Annotated in this window: 23 protein-coding genes and 1 riboswitch; of the genes, 21 read left to right on the top strand and 2 right to left on the bottom strand. The window is 51.0% G+C overall.

Translation table 11 applies throughout. From position 1 onward, the window contains the following. Nucleotides 1–16: 16 nt before the first annotated feature. Nucleotides 17–1,072, bottom strand: coding sequence for an acyltransferase family protein (locus BAZ21_RS04510; protein ID WP_068497508.1), 1,056 nt, complete (start codon nt 1,070–1,072; stop codon nt 17–19). A gap of 163 nt (nt 1,073–1,235) precedes the next feature. Between BAZ21_RS04510 and BAZ21_RS04505 the strand changes: the two genes are divergently transcribed. The 18 genes from BAZ21_RS04505 (at nt 1,236) to BAZ21_RS04425 (ending at nt 19,429) form a co-directional block, all read left to right on the top strand. Continuing rightward, a complete protein-coding gene (locus tag BAZ21_RS04505; RefSeq protein WP_068497506.1) occupies nt 1,236–1,427 on the top strand; it encodes a hypothetical protein in 192 nt (63 codons plus the stop codon). Then, nucleotides 1,424–1,594, top strand: coding sequence for a hypothetical protein (locus BAZ21_RS28825; protein WP_176718095.1), 171 nt, complete (start codon nt 1,424–1,426; stop codon nt 1,592–1,594). The genes BAZ21_RS04505 and BAZ21_RS28825 overlap by 4 nt, the downstream gene beginning before the upstream one ends. Nucleotides 1,595–1,807: 213 nt before the next feature. Further along, a complete protein-coding gene (locus tag BAZ21_RS04500) occupies nt 1,808–3,433 on the top strand; it encodes a spore germination protein (RefSeq protein WP_068497504.1) in 1,626 nt (541 codons plus the stop codon). Then, on the top strand, nt 3,433–4,653 hold the full coding sequence (locus BAZ21_RS04495) for a Ger(x)C family spore germination protein (RefSeq protein WP_068497502.1): 1,221 nt from the start codon (nt 3,433–3,435) through the stop codon (nt 4,651–4,653). The genes BAZ21_RS04500 and BAZ21_RS04495 overlap by 1 nt, the downstream gene beginning before the upstream one ends. Next, complete coding sequence (locus BAZ21_RS04490; RefSeq protein ID WP_068497500.1) at nt 4,646–4,870, top strand: hypothetical protein; 225 nt, start codon at nt 4,646–4,648, stop codon at nt 4,868–4,870. Before BAZ21_RS04495 ends, BAZ21_RS04490 begins: the two co-directional genes overlap by 8 nt. A gap of 38 nt (nt 4,871–4,908) precedes the next feature. Beyond that, nucleotides 4,909–6,081: a GerAB/ArcD/ProY family transporter gene (locus tag BAZ21_RS04485; protein WP_068497498.1), complete on the top strand. Its 1,173-nt coding sequence runs from the start codon at nt 4,909–4,911 to the stop codon at nt 6,079–6,081. 101 nt (nt 6,082–6,182) lie between these two features. Next, a complete protein-coding gene (locus BAZ21_RS04480) occupies nt 6,183–7,034 on the top strand; it encodes a uroporphyrinogen-III synthase (RefSeq protein ID WP_068497495.1) in 852 nt (283 codons plus the stop codon). Between the two features lie 157 nt (nt 7,035–7,191). Beyond that, nucleotides 7,192–7,746 carry an LOG family protein gene (locus BAZ21_RS04475; RefSeq protein WP_068497490.1) on the top strand — a complete coding sequence of 185 codons (555 nt, stop codon included), beginning with the start codon at nt 7,192–7,194 and terminating at the stop codon, nt 7,744–7,746. 57 nt (nt 7,747–7,803) lie between these two features. Next, a riboswitch (cobalamin riboswitch) is annotated at nt 7,804–7,989 on the top strand. Nucleotides 7,990–8,263: 274 nt separating this feature from the next. Continuing rightward, nucleotides 8,264–10,075 carry a precorrin-3B C(17)-methyltransferase gene (cobJ, locus tag BAZ21_RS04470; RefSeq protein ID WP_068497485.1) on the top strand — a complete coding sequence of 604 codons (1,812 nt, stop codon included), beginning with the start codon at nt 8,264–8,266 and terminating at the stop codon, nt 10,073–10,075. A 91-nt stretch (nt 10,076–10,166) separates the two neighbouring features. Beyond that, nucleotides 10,167–11,261, top strand: coding sequence for a sirohydrochlorin chelatase (locus tag BAZ21_RS04465; protein WP_068497483.1), 1,095 nt, complete (start codon nt 10,167–10,169; stop codon nt 11,259–11,261). Continuing rightward, nucleotides 11,258–12,022 carry a precorrin-6A reductase gene (gene cobK, locus BAZ21_RS04460; protein WP_068497481.1) on the top strand — a complete coding sequence of 255 codons (765 nt, stop codon included), beginning with the start codon at nt 11,258–11,260 and terminating at the stop codon, nt 12,020–12,022. The genes BAZ21_RS04465 and cobK overlap by 4 nt, the downstream gene beginning before the upstream one ends. Nucleotides 12,023–12,245: 223 nt before the next feature. Next, nucleotides 12,246–12,890 (top strand): precorrin-8X methylmutase, encoded by a 645-nt coding sequence (locus BAZ21_RS04455; RefSeq protein ID WP_007432843.1) that lies wholly within the window; start codon nt 12,246–12,248, stop codon nt 12,888–12,890. Between the two features lie 74 nt (nt 12,891–12,964). Continuing rightward, a complete protein-coding gene (locus BAZ21_RS04450) occupies nt 12,965–14,110 on the top strand; it encodes a cobalt-precorrin-5B (C(1))-methyltransferase (protein WP_084011503.1) in 1,146 nt (381 codons plus the stop codon). After that, nucleotides 14,103–15,359: a bifunctional cobalt-precorrin-7 (C(5))-methyltransferase/cobalt-precorrin-6B (C(15))-methyltransferase gene (locus BAZ21_RS04445; protein ID WP_068497478.1), complete on the top strand. Its 1,257-nt coding sequence runs from the start codon at nt 14,103–14,105 to the stop codon at nt 15,357–15,359. Before BAZ21_RS04450 ends, BAZ21_RS04445 begins: the two co-directional genes overlap by 8 nt. Before the next feature lie 31 nt (nt 15,360–15,390). Beyond that, nucleotides 15,391–16,107, top strand: coding sequence for a precorrin-2 C(20)-methyltransferase (cobI, locus tag BAZ21_RS04440; protein ID WP_068497476.1), 717 nt, complete (start codon nt 15,391–15,393; stop codon nt 16,105–16,107). Next, nucleotides 16,104–16,898 carry a precorrin-4 C(11)-methyltransferase gene (gene cobM / locus BAZ21_RS04435; RefSeq protein WP_068497474.1) on the top strand — a complete coding sequence of 265 codons (795 nt, stop codon included), beginning with the start codon at nt 16,104–16,106 and terminating at the stop codon, nt 16,896–16,898. Before cobI ends, cobM begins: the two co-directional genes overlap by 4 nt. After that, entirely contained in the window at nt 16,891–17,979 is a 1,089-nt protein-coding gene (locus BAZ21_RS04430) for a cobalt-precorrin 5A hydrolase (protein WP_068497471.1), read from the top strand. Before cobM ends, BAZ21_RS04430 begins: the two co-directional genes overlap by 8 nt. Beyond that, the gene (locus BAZ21_RS04425) at nt 17,972–19,429 is read left to right on the top strand and encodes a cobyrinate a,c-diamide synthase (protein WP_068497470.1); all 1,458 of its coding nucleotides are present in this window, start codon (nt 17,972–17,974) and stop codon (nt 19,427–19,429) included. Before BAZ21_RS04430 ends, BAZ21_RS04425 begins: the two co-directional genes overlap by 8 nt. 130 nt (nt 19,430–19,559) lie before the next feature. Here BAZ21_RS04425 and BAZ21_RS04420 read toward each other — a convergent pair whose 3' ends face one another. After that, entirely contained in the window at nt 19,560–20,009 is a 450-nt protein-coding gene (locus BAZ21_RS04420) for an AbrB/MazE/SpoVT family DNA-binding domain-containing protein (protein ID WP_068497469.1), read from the bottom strand. A gap of 420 nt (nt 20,010–20,429) precedes the next feature. Between BAZ21_RS04420 and BAZ21_RS04415 the strand changes: the two genes are divergently transcribed. The 3 genes from BAZ21_RS04415 (at nt 20,430) to BAZ21_RS04405 (ending at nt 23,201) form a co-directional block, all read left to right on the top strand. Next, on the top strand, nt 20,430–21,068 hold the full coding sequence (locus BAZ21_RS04415; RefSeq protein ID WP_068497468.1) for a ThuA domain-containing protein: 639 nt from the start codon (nt 20,430–20,432) through the stop codon (nt 21,066–21,068). Between the two features lie 102 nt (nt 21,069–21,170). Next, complete coding sequence (locus BAZ21_RS04410) at nt 21,171–21,530, top strand: phasin family protein (RefSeq protein WP_068497467.1); 360 nt, start codon at nt 21,171–21,173, stop codon at nt 21,528–21,530. Continuing rightward, nucleotides 21,531–23,201 carry an ABC1 kinase family protein gene (locus BAZ21_RS04405; RefSeq protein ID WP_068497466.1) on the top strand — a complete coding sequence of 557 codons (1,671 nt, stop codon included), beginning with the start codon at nt 21,531–21,533 and terminating at the stop codon, nt 23,199–23,201. Nucleotides 23,202–23,213: the final 12 nt, after the last annotated feature.

Genomic DNA, 23,213 nt, shown 5'->3' with positions numbered 1-23,213 from the left:
CAAAGGATTGCAAACTCTACACTTGCCCTCCCACATTGTTTGGACTTAAATCAATATGTTTACTGTACAATTTGTTATTAATAACAGCAATTATGCTGTTCACTACAATAGAAGTAAGCACCGTTAGCAACGTTAACCATAACAAGATCAAAATAGATACTTTGGGCAGAAAAACGATATTCTGAAAATAATAGTAACAAAAAAAGGTATGGGTTAACCAAATATTCATGGAGCTTTTACCTAAGTAAGCAAAAACTCTGGTTAGTTTTAATTTGCTCATTAGATGAACGCTGACAAGGATAAATAAAGGGGCGATTATCATATCAGTCGTCGTCTTCTCAAATAATTGACTAGTGGTACGAAAGCGAAATAACACTACAATGATGATGATATCAAATAGGATGTTATTGAATATGATGGAATTATAAATTTTGTTAATCCAAGAATACAATTTATACTTAGCAAAGAACAATCCTATCATAAACGGCAATTGCCAATACATAATACTGTAATAATTTCCTTGTGAATACGAATTATAAAAAACAAGGCCGGCAACCAATAAAGTTACCCATGCGTTACGTTGAAAAGCCTGAAAGGCAACTGGAAAAATGAGCAGCAACAAAATGTAATCATACAAAAACCACCACTCACCATTGTATGAACTTGATAATGCTAGAAAATTCCGTAAAAAATCCATTATCGAATTATTTTGAAATCTATCGGAGTTTCCAAAGAAATATAGGCCCGCAGGAATAAAAAGCAGAAACACAACCCAGTAATTAATCATTATTTTTTTTAATCTCGTGTAGCTTTTTTTCATTAAATGATCTGGGCTTTGAACATTGCTTTTATATAATCCATAACCACTTAAAAATAAAAAAATAGATATCGCTATTTGACCAAAATGCCCTACATAGAACTCCCCTCGCTCATGAAATAAACTAAATAATGAAACATAGTCATACTTTAATCTGTCAGGAAAAGCAAAGAGATGATGAATTAAAAGTAGTATTACAGCAATACCTTTTGCAATATTTGTTTCTGTAAGCTTTAATTCCCTGTCATGGTGCACAAAATATCCCCTTTTCTAGCGTAATTGAATAAAGTTATATTAGCACAAACGAAAAATATAAAATATATTGATTTAATGTTCGACAAATTTCCCCTTACTTCTTACTGATCAAGGTGTAGCATTTATAACCGTCTGAAATATTTGTATAGGTGGAGACTTATCTATGGGAATTTTCAATAAAGTGTTCGTACCCACTTTGGCATCGGTATTACGCTGCGCAACTTTTTTACCTTTAGTAAGTAGTGCGGAGCAATTGACTGAGTCAGAGGAAAATCAGATCCAAACCGAAAAAATTGAGTATTTTCCAAAAGATCAAACTTTGATGATTGACGGTGTGAACGGGTGTACACCATGAACAAATTTTTAAAACGTTATGCAGGTATTTTGCTAGGCTATGCAATAGGCATAGGAATTTTTTATGCACTGGGGTATAAGCTACATGCTATGATGTTTTATATTATTTTGACTGGAACTGTAATTGGAGAGATAATCAATTTTGCATTGTCAAAACGAGAGAAATAAAAAAAGCTCTGCTAACCTTAATTGGTCGGCAGAGCTTTTTTATTAGTGGCGCAATAGGTAACTTTTAAGCTCAGATTAAAAGAAGACTCCAAAACCACCTTGAAGTGGAACTGGAGTCTTCTTTTTGAGTTCATTGGATACATAATCCTTTGCAGGCTGGTACATCCTACATTTCATATACCTGTTCGGCTCATTCGTAGAGGGGGGATAACGATGAAGAAAGTACACTTTCCCAAGCTGCCGAGATTACCGTGGAGCCGGCGCACGATTCCGGCTGCAGACCGCAAGATACGAAATTACGATGCTCTTAAAGGACTGCCTGAACCATCATGGTTGGAACAGCCGCTGCGGAGCAGTCTGGAAGACAACTTGACTGCATTGCGTGATATTTTCAAGGATTGCTCTGATATCGTCTACCGGGAGCTGATGATTTCCCCTGAACGCAAAGGATTGTTGGCTTATGTTGAAGGCACGGTGAAATCGGAGGATTTGCAGGATCATATTCTGCGGCCTTTCATATTGGGCATGATGCTCAAGGACCCCGAAGTCAACGGTACATTGGACCCGCTGGATGAAACACGGATTTCCATGTCCCAGACCAAAACGATGGACCAATGGAAAATGGTATCGGCGGCAATACTGGATGGCAATGCAGCCTTGCTCGTAGACGGTACGCCTCGTGCGTATATTTTCAGTGCCAAGGGAGGCGTCCGCCGTGGAGTGGAGGAACCGCAGACCGAAGCGGTTATTCGTGGGCCGCGTGAAGGATTTACCGAGACCCTTCGTGTGAATACGGCCTTGCTGCGATTCAAGCTGAAGACCTCCAAGCTCAAGATGCACAGCATGACCATCGGGAAAGAAACTCAAACGAGCGTCGTCCTTACCTATATTGAGGGCATCATAGATCCAAAGCTGGTGGAAGACGTGAAAAAGAGACTCAGCGATATCAAAATTGATGCGGTGCTGGAGACGGGATACATTGAGGAACTGATTGAGGACCACCCGTTTTCACCTTTTCCGCAAATGGAATACACGGAACGCCCTGATACCGCCACCGCGCAATTGCTGGAAGGACGTTTTGCCATTTTTGTGGACGGGACGCCCTTCGCCCTGATTGGTCCAGTCACGATGTGGCAGATGATGCAAGCGAGCGAAGACTATTACGAGCGTTTTTTCATCAGTAATATGGTTCGCTGGATTCGCTTCCTTTTTCTCATACTGGCTCTCTTTTTGCCCGCATTATATGTAGCCGTCACGACCTATCATCATGATATGCTGCCGACGACACTCATCTTGAGTATTGCGGCGGCGCGTGAATCCATCCCTTTCCCTGCCCTGGTAGAAGCGTTGATGATGGAGGTTTCCTTTGAGGCGTTACGGGAAGCAGGGATTCGTCTCCCCAAAACGGTAGGTCAGGCTGTCAGTATCCTCGGAGCGCTTGTTATCGGGCAGGCAGCCGTGCAGGCAGGAATCGTATCGGCCCCCATAGTTATTGTTGTGTCCCTCACGGGGATTGCTTCGTTTACCATTCCGCGTTTTAACTTTGCCATTACGATTCGACTGTTGCGGTTCCCGATTATGCTGATGGCAGGTGTGTTTGGGCTGTTTGGAATCATTATCGCGACCACACTGATCGCTACACATTTAACCAAGCTAACGTCGTTTGGTGTGCCTTACATGAGTGGCTACAGTCCATATAACCATACTGATCAGAAGGACATTGTTGTGCGTGCACCTTGGTGGAAAATGATCAAACGTCCTTCCTGGATCGGCAATAACAGCAACAAACGGGAAAAAGGAAAGATGAATGGAACACCCACAACCGAGGAGGGATGGTGATGAAGCCCGAAGGCTCCAATGCAGGGAAAATACGTAAAGCGGCTATGCTGAGCTGTCTTCTGCTTTGTTCTGTTCTTTTGGGTGGATGCTGGGATCGCCGTGAAGTAAACGACGTGGCCTTTGTAATGGGTACCGGGCTGGATAAGGAAGGGGATCAATATCGTGTAACGATGCAAATTGCTCTTCCCGGGCAGCTCGGATCTTCGGGAAGCACAGGAGGTGGAGGAGGTACAAAAGGGACCAAATCCTATTACCTGGATTCCAAGGTAGGCCCGAGCTTTCGGGGGGCAAGCGCCGAGGAACAGCGGGGAGTTTCACGAACGCTGAATTTCTCCCATCGCCGGGTGCTGTTGTTCGGCGAGGCACTGGCACGGGATGGGATCAGCAAAATGATGGATGTATTGGCGCGTATTCCGCAGAACCGTCTGTCTTCTCTCGTTGTCATAACGAAGGGAGCATCCTTGGATGTGCTTCAGGCGGACGCCCCGATCGAGCAATATCCGGCAGAGATGGTGCGTGAGCTCAACTATGCATACATGAAAAACCCCCGCTCCATTAAGCTGCTAATGAATTCAATCCTGCTGGACGGCATTGACCCGGTTGTACCGGTGATGTCCCTGGTGAAAAATGGCCCTGCCACTATAAAAGACAAGAAGACGAATATCCAGGTGGATGGGTTGGCTGTCTTTCGCAAAGACAGATTAACCGGAATGATTGATAACCATCTAAGCCGGTTTCTGCTATTGGGTATGGGGCAGGCCAAGGAGACGGAAATATTCATCCCCTCCCCTAAAGGTTCTGGTTATCTGTCTGTGCACCTCATCGAAAATAGTGCGCAAATCAAGCCCTATATTCGAGGAAATGATATTCGAATGACCGTTCAATTGAACTGCAACGGAAATGTCAGGGAGGATGAGACAACCTTCGATATATCTAATGGAGAAAATTTGAAGTGGCTGGAGCAACAGACGGCCAAGGAGATCGAGAAAGAGCTGGGTGAGGTTATCCGGGTTATTCAGCAAAAATATCATTCAGACGCACTTGGTTTGGGAAGGGCTATCATTATGAGTCGTCCGGATGAATGGAAACGGATTAAATCTCAATGGGAGCAACTGTACCCCAAGGTGGAGGTCGTTATAGACCCGATTGTGCATATAGAGAATATCGGTGCGGTCACCAAACCATTCGGAATCAAAAAGGAGCAAGTCCAAAATGAATAAAGTATTTCTGTTCCCCTTAGTGCTCGCTATGCTGTTCATGTATCTGATTGACCGCAAAAGTCTGAATTCCGCACCTGCTGTCAATCGCTGGGTCTCACGTGTGTTGTATGTCATTAGCATTGGCATCTGGATTTACGGAACCTCGACGAAGAGCTCTGTTTATGTGGCCACATGGCTGAGCCGTTTCATTGATATGTGGCTCCCTCCTACGTTGTAACGAATGAGAATGCCTGTGGAAAAAGGAGGATCTCCTGTATGAAACAGTTCACAACCAGACAAATCGTATTGCTTAGTGTGTTAATGGAGGTTAGTATTACCCTGGTGCATGCTCCGACGCAGGCGGCAGATTACGCGCATCAGCATGCCTATTGGACCTGCGCAATGGCTGCTATCGTCATATGCTTTCCGATCTGGGCGATGTTGAGGCTTAAGCGGCGTTTTCCGGATCAGGATCTGCTGCAGGCCATCGTCAGCTCTCACCCTGTGCTGGGGCGCATGCTGCTTGTGATGTATCTTGTTTTATTTCTGATCATTTTCGCCAGGGATTTGAGGATTATTACGGATCTGGTGGAGGTGGTCCTTTTGCCGATGACTCCGATTGTCGTCATATCTCTTATTATGCTGTTGACCTTGGTGTTTATGGCTAAAGGCGGAATCAGAACCATCGTGAGTATGACGGAATTTACCGTACCTGTGTTGATTCTGACGCTGCTGACGATGCCGCTTTTTTTCGGACGCAATATAGATTTTTCAGCAATGAGACCGTTTTTACACCCGGATATAGGTGGAGTAGTCAAAGGCAGCTGGCGGATGCTTGGCTATATGGCAGACCTCATAATATTGCCCTTTATCCTTTCTGGACGGAGCTACAATGCCCGCAGTGCGTGGCTTGGACATTTAATCGGAACCGTTTTTATGATTATAATCGTGCTGCTGGAGGAACTGGTTATTGGTGTTCCTATCTTGTCGCGGCTGTTTTATCCAACGTATGAACTGGCGCGTCAGTTGCAGTTAACCGACTTTCTGGATCGGTTCGACTTGTTTGTGGGTGCACTGACCGTACCGACCTTGCTTACGAAAATCGGGGTTGATTTGTACGTTATCAGTTTGACGGTTAAGCGCATGTTTGCCCATATTTTTGGGGGGCTGATGGTTTGGCCTATGGGTTTGCTGGGTTACGTCTGCTCCTTTATGTTGTTCTCTAACATCGTGCAAATTTATAATTTCAGCCGGGAATGGACCGTGGTGATGATTGTCTTCTTTGTTGTCATGCCCTTTGTGCTATGGCTGTTGCTCCGACCCAAGCCTGAAGAAGATAGAGAATATCATAAGCCATCTGGAGAGAAGCAGGATAGCACGGGTCAGCAAGTTGGCACGAATCAGCAAGAAAGCCAGCAGGCAAGCAGAACAGGACAAGCTAGCTTATAAGTTTACTGTATTCATCGGAAAAGTAATTTTTATTTGTCTTTCGGCCCTCTAATTGTATACTTGATAGAAAGAAGTATGATTTTTACAAGGGAGGGAACAGGATGGCACAACGCATGGCAGGCAAGAGAGTTGCCCTTGCTGGTCCCCGTAAAGCAGACGAAATGGCATTGCTGGTTGCGAAAATGGGGGGCGAGCCCGTGCTTCGTCCGGCCCAGGGCACGGTTTTTCTGGATGATATTGAGCTGCGCAACGCGGTGGTATCGTGGGTGAAGCAGCCGCCGGACTGGAACATTTTTACGACAGGTATGGGGCTGGATGCGCTGTTTGATATGGCGGAGGATATGGGCGTGGCAGAGCAGATTATGGAGCTGCTGCAAGGCTCAAATATTGCGGCACGGGGCTATAAAACGGTCAATGGACTCAAAAAGCGTGGCTTCATACCAGATGTACGGGACGAAGATGGAAGTTTGGACGGATTGACGCGGGCTTTTGCGCCGTATGATCTGAAGGGGAAGGAAGTGCTGCTGCAGCTGCACGGTGATCCGGCCCCGCGGTTGGTGAAGTGGCTGGATGAGCAGGGGGCTGTGACTCGGCAAGTGCTTCCTTATAAGCATATTCCACCCGAGGAAGCGAATTTACAAGCATTGCTGGCGGATATCTTGAATCGCAATATTGACGCAGTCACGTTTACCAGTGGCCCGCAAATCCGCTTTTTGTGCCAATACGCCAGAGCACAGAACCGTATGGATGATTTGCTGGAGGCTTTTCGCCAGGATGTCATTGCCGTGTCAGTAGGCAAGGTGACCGCACAGTCCATTTTGGAAGAAGGAATTGAACGGATCGTATTTCCGGTAGAAGAGCGTATGGGCGCGATGATGGTCGAGCTGGGGAAATATTTTGAGCATAGCGCTTCGGCGCATGGCTTCGGTCTGGAAGTTGTGAATGGGCACTGACATGTGATCAAGCATAAAAAAAGATAAGGGTTCTACGGGGCCTTTATCTTTTTTTGTTGGACATGCAGCGTCAGCATTTTTTGTTATAGCGAAAATATTTATCTCATATAATGAATACGTTTTCGATGCATGCTACTAGGACAGGAGCTGAGCGTAAATGGATTCTATTTGTGTATTTGCCGGGTCCAGACCTGGACATTCATCGGTATATCTTGAGGCGGCAGGCAAGCTGGGAGAGGCCATGGCCCGACATCATGTCCGCCTGATCTATGGAGGCTCCAGCAGAGGGCTGATGGGTGAGGTGGCAAATGGAATGCTGGCGGGCGGCGGTCAGGTCACCGGCATTATGCCAACTCTGTTATTTGATGCGGAAATTATTCATCGGGGGATTACCGAATTCATTGAGGTTGCAAATATGCATGAACGTAAAGCGGCGATGAGCGAATTGGCCGACGCGTTTATTGCCCTTCCGGGTGGCCTGGGGACCTTTGAGGAGCTGTTCGAGGTGCTGTGCTGGGCGCAGATCGGCATTCACCGCAAGCCCATCGGTCTGCTGAATGTGAGCGGATATTTTGACCCGTTGGTGGAAATGGTGCGCCATAGTGTACAGGAGGGCTTTGCCGGGGCTGAGCATCCATCACTGCTGAGCATCTCTGCGGACCCGGATGAATTGCTGCATATGCTGAAAAATAAGGCGGAGAACTTGAAATAAAGCGTTTTTCGTGCTTGCACAACTGATTGAGGCAAGGTTATGATAAGACCCATAATCAAATAGCGGACAGACAAGGTGCCTTTGTGACTAAGCAAAGGGTAACAGGGAATCGGGTGCAAATCCCGAGCGGTCCCGCCACTGTAAGGAAGAGGATTTTTTCAAGTTGTCACTCGCGAAAAACGGGGAAGACGAAAAGATCTATTGATGCCAAGCCAGGAGACCTACCTTGATCTGTATGCACCGATAACCTTCGCGGAGAGGATGGGTGTACGAAATCAGGAACCAGGCACACGTTGCTTTTCCATGTTGGTTGCAGCTTTACGTGGACATGAATGTTCAGAAGCGTTTGAAGCGTAAACGGACAGATGGAAAACAACGGCAGGATGGAGGGAGACAAAAAATGTCTGCTTGCACCTGTTTGTCTGGTGAGAAGATGCGTACATAGAAACTCCATCCGGGCAGGATGGGGTTTTTTGAGTTGCTTAGATGCCTTGAAAACATAAATAGGAGGAACACGATGAGTCCATTAGGAAAATTACTGGTGATCGGATTTGGACCGGGAGATATGGAACATATCACAAAACGGGCATTGGATGCGCTGGCCGAGAGTGAGGTCATTATTGGCTATAACACTTACGTGGATCTGATCCGTCCGTTGTTGAACGGACAAGAGATTGTACGCACAGGGATGACTGAGGAAGTGAGCCGCGCGCAGGAGGCGGTTCGACAGGCAGAGATGGGCAAAAAGGTAGCCGTGATTTCCAGTGGAGACGCAGGTGTATATGGTATGGCCGGGCTGGTGTATGAAGTGCTGATGCAAAAGGGCTGGCGCCGTGAGGACGGGGTTGAGGTAGAAGTCGTGCCGGGAATCTCGGCCATTCAATCCTGCGCTTCATTACTGGGTGCGCCAGTTATGCATGATGCCTGCACGATCAGCCTGAGTGATCATCTGACCCCGTGGGAAACGATTGTGAAGCGTGTGGAAGCCGCAGCTTCGGCGGATTTTGTCATCGCACTATACAATCCGCGCAGTGGTCGGCGTACACGCCAAATTGTTGAAACGCAGTCCATTCTGCTGCGCTATCGTGATCCGCAGACTCCGGTTGGACTGGTTAAGAGTGCTTACCGTGAACGTCAGCAGGTGATTGTGACGACACTGGAGGATATGCTGAACCATGACATCGGGATGCTGACGACCGTAATCATCGGCAATTCCTCGACGACGGTGTATGACGGCCTGATTGTAACGCCGCGTGGATATCAGCGCAAGTATACGCTCGATGCGAGCGAGCAGGCGCTCAAGCCGCATCAGCGGCTCCGCACGGAAGCGGAGCCGTGGTCGCTGGGCGCGCGCGAGGATCGCGCGTTGAATGCGTCGCAGGCAGGCGCAGCTCCAGCCGCGCCCGGGCTTTCTGCGAGCGGTACTGCCGCTGCGGTTGCCACGCAGGCCCGCCCGCAAGCGGTAGCTGCCGTGCAGGCCGCGCCGTCTGCGGCGCAAGCCGGGGCGGCCCCGGCATCGCTGGCAGCAGAGGCGTTGAGCCGTCTCGCTGCGGGAGGCAGGCTGCCGGGCGAAGCCAACACGCGCTGGAGCGGGCAAGCGCCCGCCGCGAGCGCTCATGGAGCGGCAGCCGTGGCCGTAGCGGGGGCTGCGGTCGGGACAGCGACGGGCGGCTTTGGCAAGCCGGCGCTGTTCGAGGTGGGTGTTTCCCCTGGCGTGGGAAACAAAAAGTTCACCGCTCGTCAGATGGCCCTGCTCGCGAAGATAGCGGGGGATGATGGCGAGCTGGAGTATACGCCGGATCATCAGATCGTGCTGCGCGTACCGTGCGCAGATCCCGAGGAGCTGGTCGGACAGCTGCGGGATGAGCGATTAATCGTCATGCCCATTGGCGATGTGTTTAAGGTAAAGGCGTGCGACTTCTGCAACATGGAGAAGGATGACGCTGTGCCTGTGGCTGAGCATCTGCAGGTTGTGCTTGGCGGATTGCAGGCACCCAAAGAAACCAGCATTGCTTTGAACGGCTGCGGTATGGCCTGCTATGGAGCGGTGCTGGAGGATATCGGAATTGTCTACCGCAAGGGCGGATACGATCTCTTCCTTGGCGGCAAAAAATTCGGCCGCAATGCTCATGCCGCTCAACCTGTAGCGGAAGGGATTCCGGGGGAACAGATTACAGACATCGTCGAGAATGTCATCGCAGAGTATAAGGAAAAAGGGCATCCGAACGAGCGTTTCCATAAATTTTTCAAACGTGTAGGTGTTGTTGCTGGCTTTCACCATGAAGATGCACCTGCAACGGTAGAAGTGAATGCGGTTTGTGGTGATTAGTGGACCAGAAGCCTAATGAGTCGGACACAAGCATATATATAAAATAGGGCGTCATGTAGGCTATCCCTATCATGAGGAGGAAAAAACAGCAGTGAATGCAATATTATTGGTTGGACATGGAAGCCGGGACCCGGAGGGGAACGAGGAGCTGCTGGAATTTGCGAAGGCGGTAGCAGCTCGCGTACCGGGGACGTGTGTAGAAACCTGTTTCCTGGAGCTGGCACGCCCCAGTATTGCCGAAGGGGTACAGGCGTGTGTGGAGAAAGGGGCGACACGTGTCGTTCTTGTGCCGATTATTTTGTTCGCAGCAGTGCACGCCAAAATTGATATTCCGATGGCAATTGACCGAGCGAAAGCGAAATATCCGCAAGTGGAATTTGTATATGCACGTCCGATTGGCGTTCACGAAAAAATCGTTAGCATCCTGCTAAGCCGCTTGAAAGAAGCTCGTCCGGTTGCAGTTCCGGCGGGAATGAATAGCGCTGTGGAGGCACCCGGTGAGGTAACGGACCAAGAAACGGCGGTGTTGGTATTGGGACGCGGGAGCAGCGATCCGGATGCGAACAGTGACTTTTTCAAAATCACCCGTATGCTCTGGGAGAAGCTTCCTTATACCTGGGTCGAGAGCTGCTTTATCGGTGTGACACAGCCTTCTTTCCCGGATGGCTTGGAACGTTGTGTGCGATTGGGAGCCAAAAAAATTATCGTGCTTCCATATTTTCTGTTCACAGGGGTGCTGATTAAACGCATCGGAGAAATGACCGAGGAATTTGCCGAGGCTCATCCTGAATTGCAGGTTGAAATCGGGGGGTATTTTGGTTTCCATCCGGAACTGGTCGAACTGGTGCTGGAGCGGACGAATGAAGGCTTATTCGGCAAGGTTGCAGCGAATTGCGATAACTGTCAGTTCCGCTTGGAGGCACAGGAGCATCACCATCATCACCATGATCACGATCACCACGATCATGACCACCATCACGATCATGATCATCATGGACATAACCATGGACACGATCACCACCATGAGGGGCACTCGCATGACCACGGGCACGAGCATGATCATGATCATGCACATGCGCACAGCCATAATGACCATGATCATGAACACCACCACAATCATTCACATACGCCGTCTGTCGTGGGCAGCAGCGGAATTGCTGGCAGCGGGCAGGTGAAGGGCTCATGATTTTCATGCTTTGTGGAACGAGCGATGCGCGGGAATTAGCGGTGCAAATTCGTGACAATGGCTTCAAGGTGCTGACCTCAGTCGTAACGGAAAGTGCAGCAGCCAGCTTGTCTGAAGTTGGTTTGGACGTACGTACAGGTCGAATGACAGCCGATGAAATGGCAGCAGTGGTTCGAGAACTGGGAGTGCAAGCCATCGTAGATGCCAGTCATCCTTTTGCTGAGGAAGCACATGCGAACGCCATGGCAGCCGCTCGCGAGTCTGGAGTATCTTATATTCGCTACGAGCGGGCGGGGCTGGTGTACGACAATCATCCGTTGCTTCACATTGTACCGTCCTATGAGGAAGCTGCACTGGAAGCGAAGCGGCTCAAAGGCTCCATCATGCTTACAACAGGCGGCAAGACGCTCGGCACATTCACCAGGCATTTGCTTGAAGAACCGGATATTCGTCTGGTTGCACGTATGCTGCCGCGCCTGGACAATATGGAGAAATGCAGCGAGCTCGGGCTGGAACAAAAAAATATTATCGCCATGCAGGGGCCTTTTTCCCGCGAGATGAACGAGGCCTTGTACAAGCACTTTGATACAACGGTAATGGTGACCAAGGAAAGTGGCCGCACAGGGGCTGTAGATGAAAAGGTTCAATCTGCACTGGAACTCGGCATTCATGTCATTTTGATTTCCAGACCGGAAGTGGAATTTGGTACGGTATTTGATTATTTCGACGGAGTGATTGACGCTCTGCGTACTGCCGAATAGAGACCTGCGCTCTAAGACGTGACTCTATGATCCTATGGAGAGCTGGTCGATCCCAGTCAATCCGATGAACCCGGGGCTATTTCTGGCGTGTATTTAAAATATAGCTATCTTAAAATACGCAGTTTTTTTGCAGCATCATCCGACTGCGTAGTGGAACAATAGGTAACTTTAATGTTCTAAGCTAATTTAATTTTCTAACCTTTCATAAGGAGTGGTCGAGACGATGGATTTTAAAACCGATTTTAAACCGTTAACGGTACAACCGCAGGAAATTGAGGGCAAAAGCTTCGAGATGATCACGGAAGAGCTGGGAGAGCATCCTTTTACAGCCGAGCAATATCCGGTTGTACAGCGAGTTATTCACGCATCCGCTGATTTTGAGCTGGGTCGCAGTATGGTGTTTCATCCGAAAGCGATTGAAGCTGGAATTGCAGCGATTCGTGCAGGCCAGCAGGTTGTAGCAGACGTACAAATGATTCAGGCGGGGGTCAGCAAGGATCGTATCCGTCAGTTTGGCGGGGATGTGCATGTATATATTTCCGACCCGGATGTCATAGAAGAAGCCAAGAGGCTGAATACGACACGCGCCATTATTTCGATGCGCAAAGCGATTCAGGCTGGCGAAGGCGGTATTTATGCGATTGGTAATGCGCCGACCGCGCTGCTGGAGCTGATTCGTTTGGTCAAGGAAGGAGCGGCCAAGCCCGGACTGGTAATCGGGATGCCCGTTGGTTTCGTGTCTGCAGCAGAGTCGAAGGATGAGCTGCGCAAGCTCGATATTCCGTTCATTACGAATATTGGGCGCAAGGGCGGCAGTACGATTGTTGTAGCGGCATTGAATGCGATCTCCTTAATGGCTGTCCGCTAGATGCGGTTGTCCGTTTGCTGTATCATGGAATGAATTGGAGCATGATCAGCAGAAGAGGTTAAGGAGGAATTGATATGGAAAAGGAAGCGGCGTCCGCGGACAGACCCAAACGAATGAAAAGCGGTGAAGCTCCCGCGCCGGACAAGCCGATGCGGTCTGGCTTTACGACTGGAGCCTGTGCAGCCGCAGTGGCCAAAGGAGCGGTGCAAATGCTCATCACGGGCATTCCGCCGAAGGAAGCGGTGATATCGCTGCCAGCGGGCTTCGATCATGCGTTTGAGCTGATCGAGCCTGTGCTGAACGCGGACGAAGCTTCCTGCACGACGATCAAGGACGGTGGCGATGACCCGGATGCCACGCATCAGGCGCGAATTACCGCGTCTGTTAGCTGGCGCGAGGAGCCGGGCATTGAGCTGGATGGCGGTATCGGCGTGGGGCGGGTAACGAAACCCGGTCTGCCTGTACCTGTCGGGGAAGCAGCGATCAATCCCGTGCCGCGCCGGATGATTACGGAGGCTGTCGCAGGCGTGCTGGAGGAGCACGGATCAGCCAAAGGTGTCCGTGTCGTCATCAGCGTACCGGACGGCGAAGAAATCGCCAAGAAAACGCTGAACGGGCGGCTTGGCATTCTGGGCGGTATTTCCATACTGGGGACACGCGGTGTGGTAGTTCCATTTTCCACGTCGGCTTATAAAGCCAGTGTCGTGCAGGCCATATCGGTTGCGCAAGCGATGAACTGCCAGGAAATTGTCCTGACCACAGGCGGCAGCAGTGAAAAATATGCCATGCAAATGTACGATCAGCTGACGGAAGAAGCCTTTATTCAGATGGGCGAATTTGTCGGCTTTGCGGTCAAACATGGCAAACGATTGGGAATGAAGAAGATTATTCTCGTCGGCATGCCCGGCAAGCTGTCCAAGGTCGCTCAAGGCGTCATGATGGTTCACTCCAAGAGTGCCCCGGTGGACTTTGGCTTTCTAGCTAAAGTCGCTCGCGAGGCAGGTGTGGACGAGTCGCTTGCAGCGGCAGTGGCAGAAGCCAATACCGCGACGCAGGTGGCTGATATGATGACCGAGGCTAATGCGCTGAGCTTTTTTGAAAAGCTGTGCACCTATGGATGTCAGCATTGTCTGGAGCATGCAGGCGGTGGAATTGTCATAGAAATGGTACTGGTAACGCTGAAAGGAAACGTGCTGGGGAGGGCGAGAGTCGGTGAGTAGAGTGATCCGTGTCATTGGCATCGGTGAAAATGGAGCGGCAGGTTTGTCGCAGGAGACGCTGGAACGAATCGAGCGTGCGGACCTGCTGGTTGGCGGAGAGCGCCAGCTAGCCTTTTTCAAGGCAGCCACAGGGGAAAAACGAACCTTAAAGAGCGGCTTATCCGCCGTCGTGGAAGAACTGGGACGCTTGCGTGAGGACAAGGATATTGTCGTGCTCGCGTCAGGCGATCCGCTTTTTTTTGGCATCGCAGGGTATTTATCTGCCAAGCTGGGGGCCGAGCATCTGGACATTATGCCGCATCTTAGCTCGGTTCAGCTTGCGTTTGCCCGTCTGGGAGAAAGCTGGCAGGATGCAGTGCTGGAAAGTGTACACGGTCGTCCGATGACCGGACTGGCGCAGCGGATCGACGGACAGAATAAGGTCGCTTTATTGACAGATGACCGCAATCATCCCGCCGCAGTTGCCGCTTATCTGCTGCATTTTGGCATGACAGAATATGATGCCTTTGTCGGCGAGCATTTGGGCGGACCGGACGAGGCGTATCGGCATTATACCTTGGAGGAAATGGCGCAGGGCGTGTTTCAGCCGTTAAATGTGGTTATTTTGCGCCGTCGCAAAGATGCGGATGCACCAGCACCTCGTCGGGGATTTGGCTTTGAGGATACGGAATTTCACCAACGCAAGCCGGAAAAGGGGCTGATCACGAAGCGCGAGGTGCGCGTATTCAGCTTGTCCGAGCTGCGTCTGACCGAGCGAAGCATCGTATGGGACATCGGCGCAGGCTCCGGCTCTGTAGCTGTGGAGTGTGCACGGCTGGCCAAGTACGGGCAAGTATTTGCGATTGAGAAAAATGAAGGCGATTTGGCGAATGTGGAAGCGAACAAAATCAAATTCCGCACCGATTTTCCGGTTATTCATGCCAAAGCGCCTGCTGGACTGGACGAACTGCCGGACCCGGATGCGGTGTTCATCGGCGGGAGCGGGGGAGAGCTGGCAGAACTGATTCGGCTGTGTGCTTCCCGTCTGCGTGCAGATGGACGAATTGTAGTCAATGCTGCCACCATCGAGACGCTGCATGACGGTATGAAGGCGATGCAAGCAGCAGGGCTGGAGACTTCGGTAACGCTGCTGCAGACGGCACGCAGCAAGCCGATTTTAAATATGACGCGCTTTGACGGACTGAATCCGATATACGTCATTACGGGACAACCGTCGGCGGACGTAGCTGACAAAGCAGTAGGGGAGTAAGCTGGTAAATCAAGAGGGGGAGAGAGACAACATGAATACGGCGGCAACAGGAACACTTTACGGCGTAGGTGTGGGGCCGGGTGATCCCGAGCTGATTACAGTCAAGGCGTACCGCATGATTCAGGAATGTGCAGTTGTGGCTTATCCGAAGAAGCGCCGGGGAGGCAAGTCATACGCTCATGAGATCGTGGAATTGTACGTAAACCCGGAGGAAAAAGAGATGCTGGGGCTGATTTTTCCAATGACCAAGGACCCGGTTGTACTGGAGCGGGAATGGAACAAAACGGTGCTTGCTTGCTGGGAAGCGTTGCGTGAAGGCAAGGATGTAGCCTTTGTTACAGAGGGAGATCCCAATCTGTACAGTACCTTTATTCACTTGGCGCGGCTTATGAAGGATCTCCATCCCGAGGTGCCGATTGTATCTATTCCAGGGATTTCATCCGTGTTGGGAGCAGCGGCAGCGTTGGAATTGCCTTTGGCAGACGGAGATCAGCAGGTCGGTATTATTCCGGCTACGGATGATAGGGAAGCGATGAAGCGGGCGATTGAAAATCACGATACGGTCGTGTTTATCAAGGTTGCCAAGGTACTGGATTTGATTCTGGATGTGCTGGATGAGCTCAATCTTGGGGATCGTGCGTCTGTGATCACCAAGGTTACGTCTCCATATGAAATGGTATGGCGCAATGCACGTGAGCTGCGCGGGCAGGAGCTTGAATATTTGAGTTTGATGGTGGTGAGCAAATGACGTTGGAGCCAAAGGTATATATCGTAGGAGCGGGGCCAGGTGATCCGGAGTTGATTACGGTAAAAGGCTCCCGGATTCTACGCACAGCCGATGTTGTATTGTACACGGATTCACTCGTGAACGACGAGCTGATTGCGACAGCCAAGCCAGAGGCGCAGGTACTGCAAAGCTCGGGCATGGATCTGGAGCGGCAGGTCGAGATTATGAGCGAGGCGGTGCAGGCCGGACGCAGTGTAGCTCGTGTACATACAGGTGATCCGGCTGTGTACGGTGCGATTCTGGAGCAAATGGTGCTGCTGAAGCAGCGCGGAGTAGCCTATGAAATCATACCGGGTGTCAGCTCGGTCTTCGCTTCTGCGGCCGTGCTGGGCGCAGAGCTGACCGTACCTGACCTGACGCAGACGGTTATTCTGACGCGAGCCGAAGGCCGTACACCTGTACCGGACCGGGAAAAGCTGCGTGATCTGGCATCCCATCACTGTACAGTGGCTCTGTTCCTCAGCGCAACGCTGGCGAAGAAGGTGGTTACCGAGTTTCTGGCGGCTGGCTGGAGCGAGGATACCCCTGTAGCGGTCGTACAGCGCGCAACCTGGCCTGACCAAAAAATTGTACGCACGACGCTTGCCCAATTGCCAGCCGATCTGCGTGCAGCGGGCATCACGATGCATGCCATGATTTTGGCAGGCTGGGCACTCGACCCGGACCTGGTGGACAAGGATGCGCATCGTTCCAAGCTGTACGACAAGTCGTTCACCCATGGCTACCGGAAGGGAGTGAAGCCGGGTGAGTAATCCATTTGCCGCTGTGGCGATCACGAAGCACGGAGTGGAAATGGTACGTAATCTGGGAGCCAGCTTTCCCGGCACCGATGTGTATTACATGTCCAAGTTTGAACGGGGTGACGAGCAGGAGCGCGGCATTCAATTGTTTGAAGGCTCGGTCAAGCTGATTTTGCCGGATTTATTTAAACAATATAACGGGATTATTTTAATTATTTCCCTCGGTGCAGTGGTTCGCATGATTGCGCCAATTTTGGTGGATAAAAAGGTAGACCCGGCCGTAGTCGTCATTGATGATCGCGGAGAGCATGTCATTAGCGTACTGTCTGGCCATTTGGGCGGTGCCAATGAATTGACCCGCCATGTAGCCGCTGTGCTGGGCGCACGTGCAGTGATTACAACCGCATCGGACGTACAGGGTACGATTCCGGTGGACATGTTGGGTCGGGAATTGGGCTGGGTAGTCGATAGCTTCGACAAGGCCACTCCAGTGAGTGCGGCCGTTGTGAACGAGGAGCCTGTCGCGCTTATACAAGAGACAGGTGAACGGAACTGGTGGCGTTACGACAAGCCCATACCTGCGCATATCAAGGTATACTCTTCGATGGCAGAAGCTTCGCGAGAGCCCTTTAACGCCGCGCTGGTCGTTAGCGATCGTCTGCTGGAGCCGGAGGAAGAGGAGCGTTTTCTTACTAACGGTGTGCTGTACCGTCCCAAAAGCCTGGTGCTTGGCATTGGCTGCAACCGGGGCACGGCTGTGGAGGAACTGGAGGCTGGCGTGCTCAGCACCTTGCAAGAGCTGCGTTTGTCCGTAAAAAGCGTACGGAATATTGCTACCATTGACCTGAAAAAGGATGAAGAGGGCTTGCTCGCCCTCTGCGCCAAATACGGCTGGGAGCTGGTGACGTATACCCCGTCAGAGCTGAACACAGTGCAGCTTCCCAATCCATCGGAAACGGTCTTCAAATACACTGGCGCATACGGGGTCAGCGAGCCTGCAGCCCTGTTGTCTTCCGGTGCAGACCATTGGCTGCTGGAAAAGAAAAAAAGCGGCAATATGACGCTGTCCGTAGCCCGGGTTGCCTATGACTGACGTCATGAAGCAGGCTGTACAGCCTGATCCGTCGGCTGCAGCGCGCAGAAGCCGTATTGTTGTTGCCGGCACGGGCAGCGGCGCGGGCAAAACGACCGTCACCCTCGGGCTGATGAAGGCATTCGCCGATAGCGGCCTGCGAGTGCAGGGCTTTAAGTGCGGGCCGGATTATATTGATCCGACCTATCATACGGCCGCGACCGGAACGCCTTCCCGTAATCTCGATTCCTGGATGACCTCAGCTGATACGGTGCGTGAAACCTTTATCCGTGCTTCCGAAGGTGCGGATATTTCCGTAATTGAAGGCGTCATGGGCTTGTATGACGGCAAGGACCCGCTCAGCAATACCGGGTCGACCGCCGAAATCGCCATGCTGACGGACAGCCCTGTATTGCTGGTTGTCGACGTGCGCAGCATGGCACGCAGCGCGGCCGCTATTGTGCTTGGCTTCCAGCGCCTGGAGCCGAAGCTGCGTATTGTGGGCGTGATCGTGAATCGCTGCGGAAGCCAGGGGCATTACAGCATCGTCAAGAAGGCGATTGAGCAGGAGTGCGGTATCCCCGTGCTCGGCTGGCTAAAGCGCGATGACGGGCTGGACATCCCCGAGCGTCATCTGGGTCTGGTGCCCGCTGTGGAACGTGGCGAGCTGGAGCCGCTTTTCCAACGGGCGGCAGAGCTGATCCGAGCGGGCACGGATCTGGAGGCACTGCGGGCATTGGCGGATTCGGCTCCGCCGTTGTCTTTGCCCGCGCAGCCATTATTTGCCCCGGATCGGCTTCCAGCGGAAGGAACGCAGACCGCGACCGGGGAGCGCCCCGTCATTGCCGTCGCCAAAGATGCGGCGTTCAATTTCTACTACCCGGAGAATCTGGACTTGCTGCGTCAGTCGGGAGCAGAAATTGCCTATTTTAGTCCACTGGCGGGAGAGCGCGTTCCTGAGCATGCAAGCGGCCTATATCTGGGCGGCGGCTTTCCTGAGGAGTTTGCCGCGGCTATCGCTGCCAATACAGGCTTTTTGGAGGATATCCGCAATGCAGTACGCCGAGATATGCCCATATTTGCTGAATGTGGCGGCTATATGGTGCTGGCGCGGACACTTACGGATCGTGCTGGCAGCGTTCATCGTATGGCTGGAGTCATTCCGTCCGATGTCCGAATGCAGGAGAAGCGGGCCGCATTGGGATACCGGGAAGCGACCGCATTGCAGGATTGCCTGTTGCTGGAGGCTGGAGAGACGATTCGGGGCCATGAATTTCATTATTCAGTGATGGCCTACGATGAATCGCCCACTCCCTACCCCTATGCCTATCAGACCAAGGGGATGCGTGGGCTCCAGAGCGAGGGCTACGCGCAAGGAAACCTTTTGGCAGCCTACACCCATATACATCTCGCTTCCCTTTCCAAGGCGGCAGCACGCTGGGTGGAGAAATGCAGGGCTTACGGTCGGTGATTTAGTTGAACGAGATACTTCATGTGAACAACAAAGGCCGAGTCCATTAGGGGACCCGGCTTTTTTAAACGTGGACAGGATATACCTTACATTTAACGGAAGCGTATTCATTACTTTTTTGACGACTTGTTTACATGAGCTTTTTCAGCTGGGAAATCCTTCCCTGGCTCACGCCAAGCATGGAGGCGAGTTGTTTTTGCGAAGATGCGGGATGCTCCTCCATCAGTTCTCTCATTTTCTCCAAAATAACGTCTGTGCGCTGATAAATTTTTTTGATATGCATATTTTGCTTCAGTGGAGGCGAATTGGTTTCAGTCGTCGTGACTGGAATCAATTCCTCCGTTTTCATCGAGGCCGCGCATTCATCGCAAATAAACTGATCTTTAAAATAGGTGTTGGTATCAACCGCACCGCAAAAAATGCAATTGGTTGATTTGTACTTACGGAGCATGAGTGTCTGGTCTTCAATAAAAAACTCTAATGGATCGCCGATGTCAATCTCCATCGTCATGCGCAACTCTTTCGGAAGCACAATTCGTCCCAAGCTGTCCAAGGGCCGGGTCATTCCAGTCCTTTTCATTCATGCAACCTCCCCGGTTTTTAAAATTTATAGAACGTATAAGTTTGAAGCAAGGCTTATCAATTCTACAACCGCAAGCATACATTTTACAAAAAGTGCTTCATTTTTGAAAAGAATACAGCACTTTTTTTCTTACGAGTATACCATAAACGGGCCGAATCGCCAGCGTTCATATTTATAAATTTAAAATAAGTTTATTCCGAGTGAATGTATATGTTATAATCCTCTGCTAAAGGATTTCATAGGCGGTCTGTAGAATTATTTATATATGCTGTAGCTTCGGACAACGATGGCGTTGTTATGTGAAATGGATGAGGGTCAAACGAAATTTGTAGCGCGATTTGACCACACAAACAAAAATAAATGACACGGGGCACGCCTTTAGAGTCCTTATATACAAGCCAGGCAAGGAGGATTAGTATGGACAGAAGAAAAGCATTGCTATTAGGAGATTATTCATACCCGGAGTTTCACCCGCTGCAAGGGGTGGACGAAGAGATTAGCCATATTTTACAGGATTGGATGACGGTACAATGCAGCGAGAATCGTAAAATGCTGCTCAAGGAAAATCTGGCCTCATTCGATCTATGTATTTCGTACTGCGATAGTCGCAAGGAGGTTTTGTCCCCTCAACAAACGGCAGGACTGCTGTCCTACGTCAGTGGCGGAGGCGGATTGCTAGTGCTGCATAATGGAATTACACTGCAAGGACGGTATGAAATTGCACAGCTGATGGGAGCTCGTTTCTTGCGGCATCCGTCTGCGGGGCCGCTTTCCTTCAAGGTAACTGAGCCGGATCACCCGATCATGGAAGGAATTGAACCGTTCGAGATCCAAGAGGAGCCGTATCGTTTTGATTTTGATCCATTCACTGAAAAAACACTGTTGATGGAATACGAGTATGAGGGTCAGTGGTGGCCAGCGGCATGGTCATTGTCCTATGGTTTGGGTCGGGTCGTCTACTTGATGCCTGGACATAATCAGCCAAGCTTCCAGCACGAGGGATACCGCAAGCTGCTGCTTCAGGCTGCCAAGTGGGCCGGACGGTTTCCGGGCTAAATATAACGAATACCGTTCTTAGGGGAAGGGGAGCTGCAAACTTTATGCGGCTGCCCTTTTCAGGTTATACTATAGGTAATCACAGGTAGGGGAGGATATATCATGAGCGATTTGTTCAAAAAAGCCATCTCATTGGGATGGGGCCTCACTATTGTCAGCAAAGAAAAGGTGGAGAAAGCCGTCGAGGATCTTGTACACCGGGGAGAACTTGCGCCCTCGGAATCCAAAGCGCTGATCGATCGTCTGATCGAACGGGGGGAAGAGGAACAGGGCCAATTCAAAACGCTGATCCGCGAGCAGGTTAGCCGCATTTTGCAGGAGCTGGAAGTACCTACCGAAAATGATGTCGCAAGTTTGGAGCAACGTGTGGCATTGTTGGAAAAACAGGTAGCAGAACTGGAAAAAGAAAAGGCTGCGCTTACGGGTTCAAGCGATGCCGAAGAAGCGAATCGGCTGGATTAAATGGCAGTTCGTATGAAGCATGCCGGTCGTTACCGGGAAATTGCCATGGCGCTGGCGCGTCATGGCTTTGGCTATATGGTGGAGGAAATGGGCCTGTTCCAACTGCTGTCACTGCCACGCAAATGGCTGACGAGAGAAGCTCCCGAGTCCAAAACGCTGGGTGAACGGATACGACTGGTGCTGGAGGACCTGGGGCCTGCATTCATCAAGCTTGGACAGTTGGCAAGCACGCGTGCCGACCTGCTGCCGGAGCCTGTTATCCGTGAGCTGGTCAAGCTTCAGGATCAGGTGCCGCCTTTTTCGCCTGAAATGGCGCGAGGCATTTTGGAGCAGGAGCTGGGCACGTCATTGGAGGGCATATTGGCTCGTTTTGACGATGTTCCGCTGGCTGCTGCTTCGATTGGACAGGTGCATCTGGGCAAGCTGCACAGCGGTGAGATGGTCGCCATTAAAATCCAGCGTCCAGGCGTTAACCGCATCATCCGACGGGATTTGGACATTTTGCGGGAATTGACCGCAATGGCAGCCAAGCGTTGGGAATGGGTGGAGCGTTATCAGCTTCGTCAAATGGTGGAGGAGCTGGGGAAATCGCTCATTCAGGAGCTGGACTACAACCATGAGGCCCGTAACACAGAGAAGATCGCGCTCCAATTTGAGCAGGACCCACATACCTATATTCCGAAAATATATTGGGATCATACCTCTTCCCGCATACTGACCATGGAGTTTCTGGACGGAACCCATTTGGGTAGTCGCGAGGAGTTGTTACGCCGTGGATATAATTTGAAAGAACTGGCGCAGCAGTTGGTGCACAGCATGCTGCATCAGATTTTTATAGAGGGCTTTTTTCATGCCGATCCTCATCCCGGGAATTTGCTTGTCTTGAAAAATGGCCGTCTCGCTTACCTCGACTTTGGCATGACCGGGCGACTAAGTGAAGAGATGAGGAATCATCTGGCCTCCCTCATTATTGCATTAATGCGCAAAAACACCGATGCCATGGTGCGGGCCATCGAACGGCTGGGCCTGGTCGAACCGGCCACCGATTTGAATGCGCTGCGTGCCGATCTGGACAAGATGCGCGAAGATTACGCGGACGTTCCTTTCTCACAGGTCAGCATTGGCGATGCTTTGAACGACCTGTTTGGTGCAGCACAGCGCCATCGAATCGGTCTGCCGTCGGATGTCCTGCTGCTCGGCAAGGCGTTGCTGACATTGGAGGGAGTCGTCCAGCTGCTTGACCCCGATCTCAGCATCATCGCATTGGCGGAGCCTTTCGGCAACAAGCTGCTGAAGGAACGCTTCAGCGGTCGCCGCATTCGGGGCAAGCTGCTGGGCGGTGCGACCGAACTGGTGGAGACGCTCATGGAGCTGCCGGGACAGGCGCGGCATTTGGCCTCCATTATCAGCAAAGGCAAGCTCAAGCTGGAGGTCACCGTACCAGAGCTGGAAATGCTCCTGCGCAGGCTGGATCAGATCAGCAATCGCCTGTCATTCAGCATTGTACTGTTAGCGTTCAGCATTATTATGGTTGGACTGATTATTGGTTCATCGCTGAACCATCAGGCGACGGTGCTGTGGAATGTGCCTGCTATTGAAATTGGTTTTGTCGTGGCGCTCTTGATGGTTGCCTTTTTATTGTATTCTATCTTTAAATCGGGGAGATTTTAGATACTTGCCGGA

The sequence above is a fragment of the Paenibacillus kribbensis genome (assembly GCF_001705305.1).
Classification (GTDB): Bacteria; Bacillota; Bacilli; order Paenibacillales; family Paenibacillaceae; genus Paenibacillus; species Paenibacillus kribbensis_B.
This window is presented reverse-complemented; position numbering and strand designations above follow the sequence as displayed.

Excerpts from the sequence above, each read along its gene's own strand:
- cobM (WP_068497474.1), top strand. The coding sequence starts at position 16,104 with ATGACGTTGGAGCCAAAGGTATATATCGTAGGAGCGGGGCCAGGTGAT.
- BAZ21_RS04420 (WP_068497469.1), bottom strand. The coding sequence starts at position 20,009 with ATGAAAAGGACTGGAATGACCCGGCCCTTGGACAGCTTGGGACGAATT.
- BAZ21_RS04415 (WP_068497468.1), top strand. The coding sequence starts at position 20,430 with ATGGACAGAAGAAAAGCATTGCTATTAGGAGATTATTCATACCCGGAG.
- BAZ21_RS04495 (WP_068497502.1), top strand. The coding sequence starts at position 3,433 with ATGAAGCCCGAAGGCTCCAATGCAGGGAAAATACGTAAAGCGGCTATG.
- BAZ21_RS04475 (WP_068497490.1), top strand. The coding sequence starts at position 7,192 with ATGGATTCTATTTGTGTATTTGCCGGGTCCAGACCTGGACATTCATCG.
- BAZ21_RS04410 (WP_068497467.1), top strand. The coding sequence starts at position 21,171 with ATGAGCGATTTGTTCAAAAAAGCCATCTCATTGGGATGGGGCCTCACT.
- cobI (WP_068497476.1), top strand. The coding sequence starts at position 15,391 with ATGAATACGGCGGCAACAGGAACACTTTACGGCGTAGGTGTGGGGCCG.
- BAZ21_RS04455 (WP_007432843.1), top strand. The coding sequence starts at position 12,246 with ATGGATTTTAAAACCGATTTTAAACCGTTAACGGTACAACCGCAGGAA.
- BAZ21_RS04425 (WP_068497470.1), top strand. The coding sequence starts at position 17,972 with ATGACTGACGTCATGAAGCAGGCTGTACAGCCTGATCCGTCGGCTGCA.
- cobK (WP_068497481.1), top strand. The coding sequence starts at position 11,258 with ATGATTTTCATGCTTTGTGGAACGAGCGATGCGCGGGAATTAGCGGTG.
- BAZ21_RS04485 (WP_068497498.1), top strand. The coding sequence starts at position 4,909 with ATGAAACAGTTCACAACCAGACAAATCGTATTGCTTAGTGTGTTAATG.
- BAZ21_RS04480 (WP_068497495.1), top strand. The coding sequence starts at position 6,183 with ATGGCACAACGCATGGCAGGCAAGAGAGTTGCCCTTGCTGGTCCCCGT.
- cobJ (WP_068497485.1), top strand. The coding sequence starts at position 8,264 with ATGAGTCCATTAGGAAAATTACTGGTGATCGGATTTGGACCGGGAGAT.
- BAZ21_RS04500 (WP_068497504.1), top strand. The coding sequence starts at position 1,808 with ATGAAGAAAGTACACTTTCCCAAGCTGCCGAGATTACCGTGGAGCCGG.
- BAZ21_RS04490 (WP_068497500.1), top strand. The coding sequence starts at position 4,646 with ATGAATAAAGTATTTCTGTTCCCCTTAGTGCTCGCTATGCTGTTCATG.
- BAZ21_RS04405 (WP_068497466.1), top strand. The coding sequence starts at position 21,531 with ATGGCAGTTCGTATGAAGCATGCCGGTCGTTACCGGGAAATTGCCATG.
- BAZ21_RS28825 (WP_176718095.1), top strand. The coding sequence starts at position 1,424 with ATGAACAAATTTTTAAAACGTTATGCAGGTATTTTGCTAGGCTATGCA.
- BAZ21_RS04450 (WP_084011503.1), top strand. The coding sequence starts at position 12,965 with ATGGAAAAGGAAGCGGCGTCCGCGGACAGACCCAAACGAATGAAAAGC.
- BAZ21_RS04505 (WP_068497506.1), top strand. The coding sequence starts at position 1,236 with ATGGGAATTTTCAATAAAGTGTTCGTACCCACTTTGGCATCGGTATTA.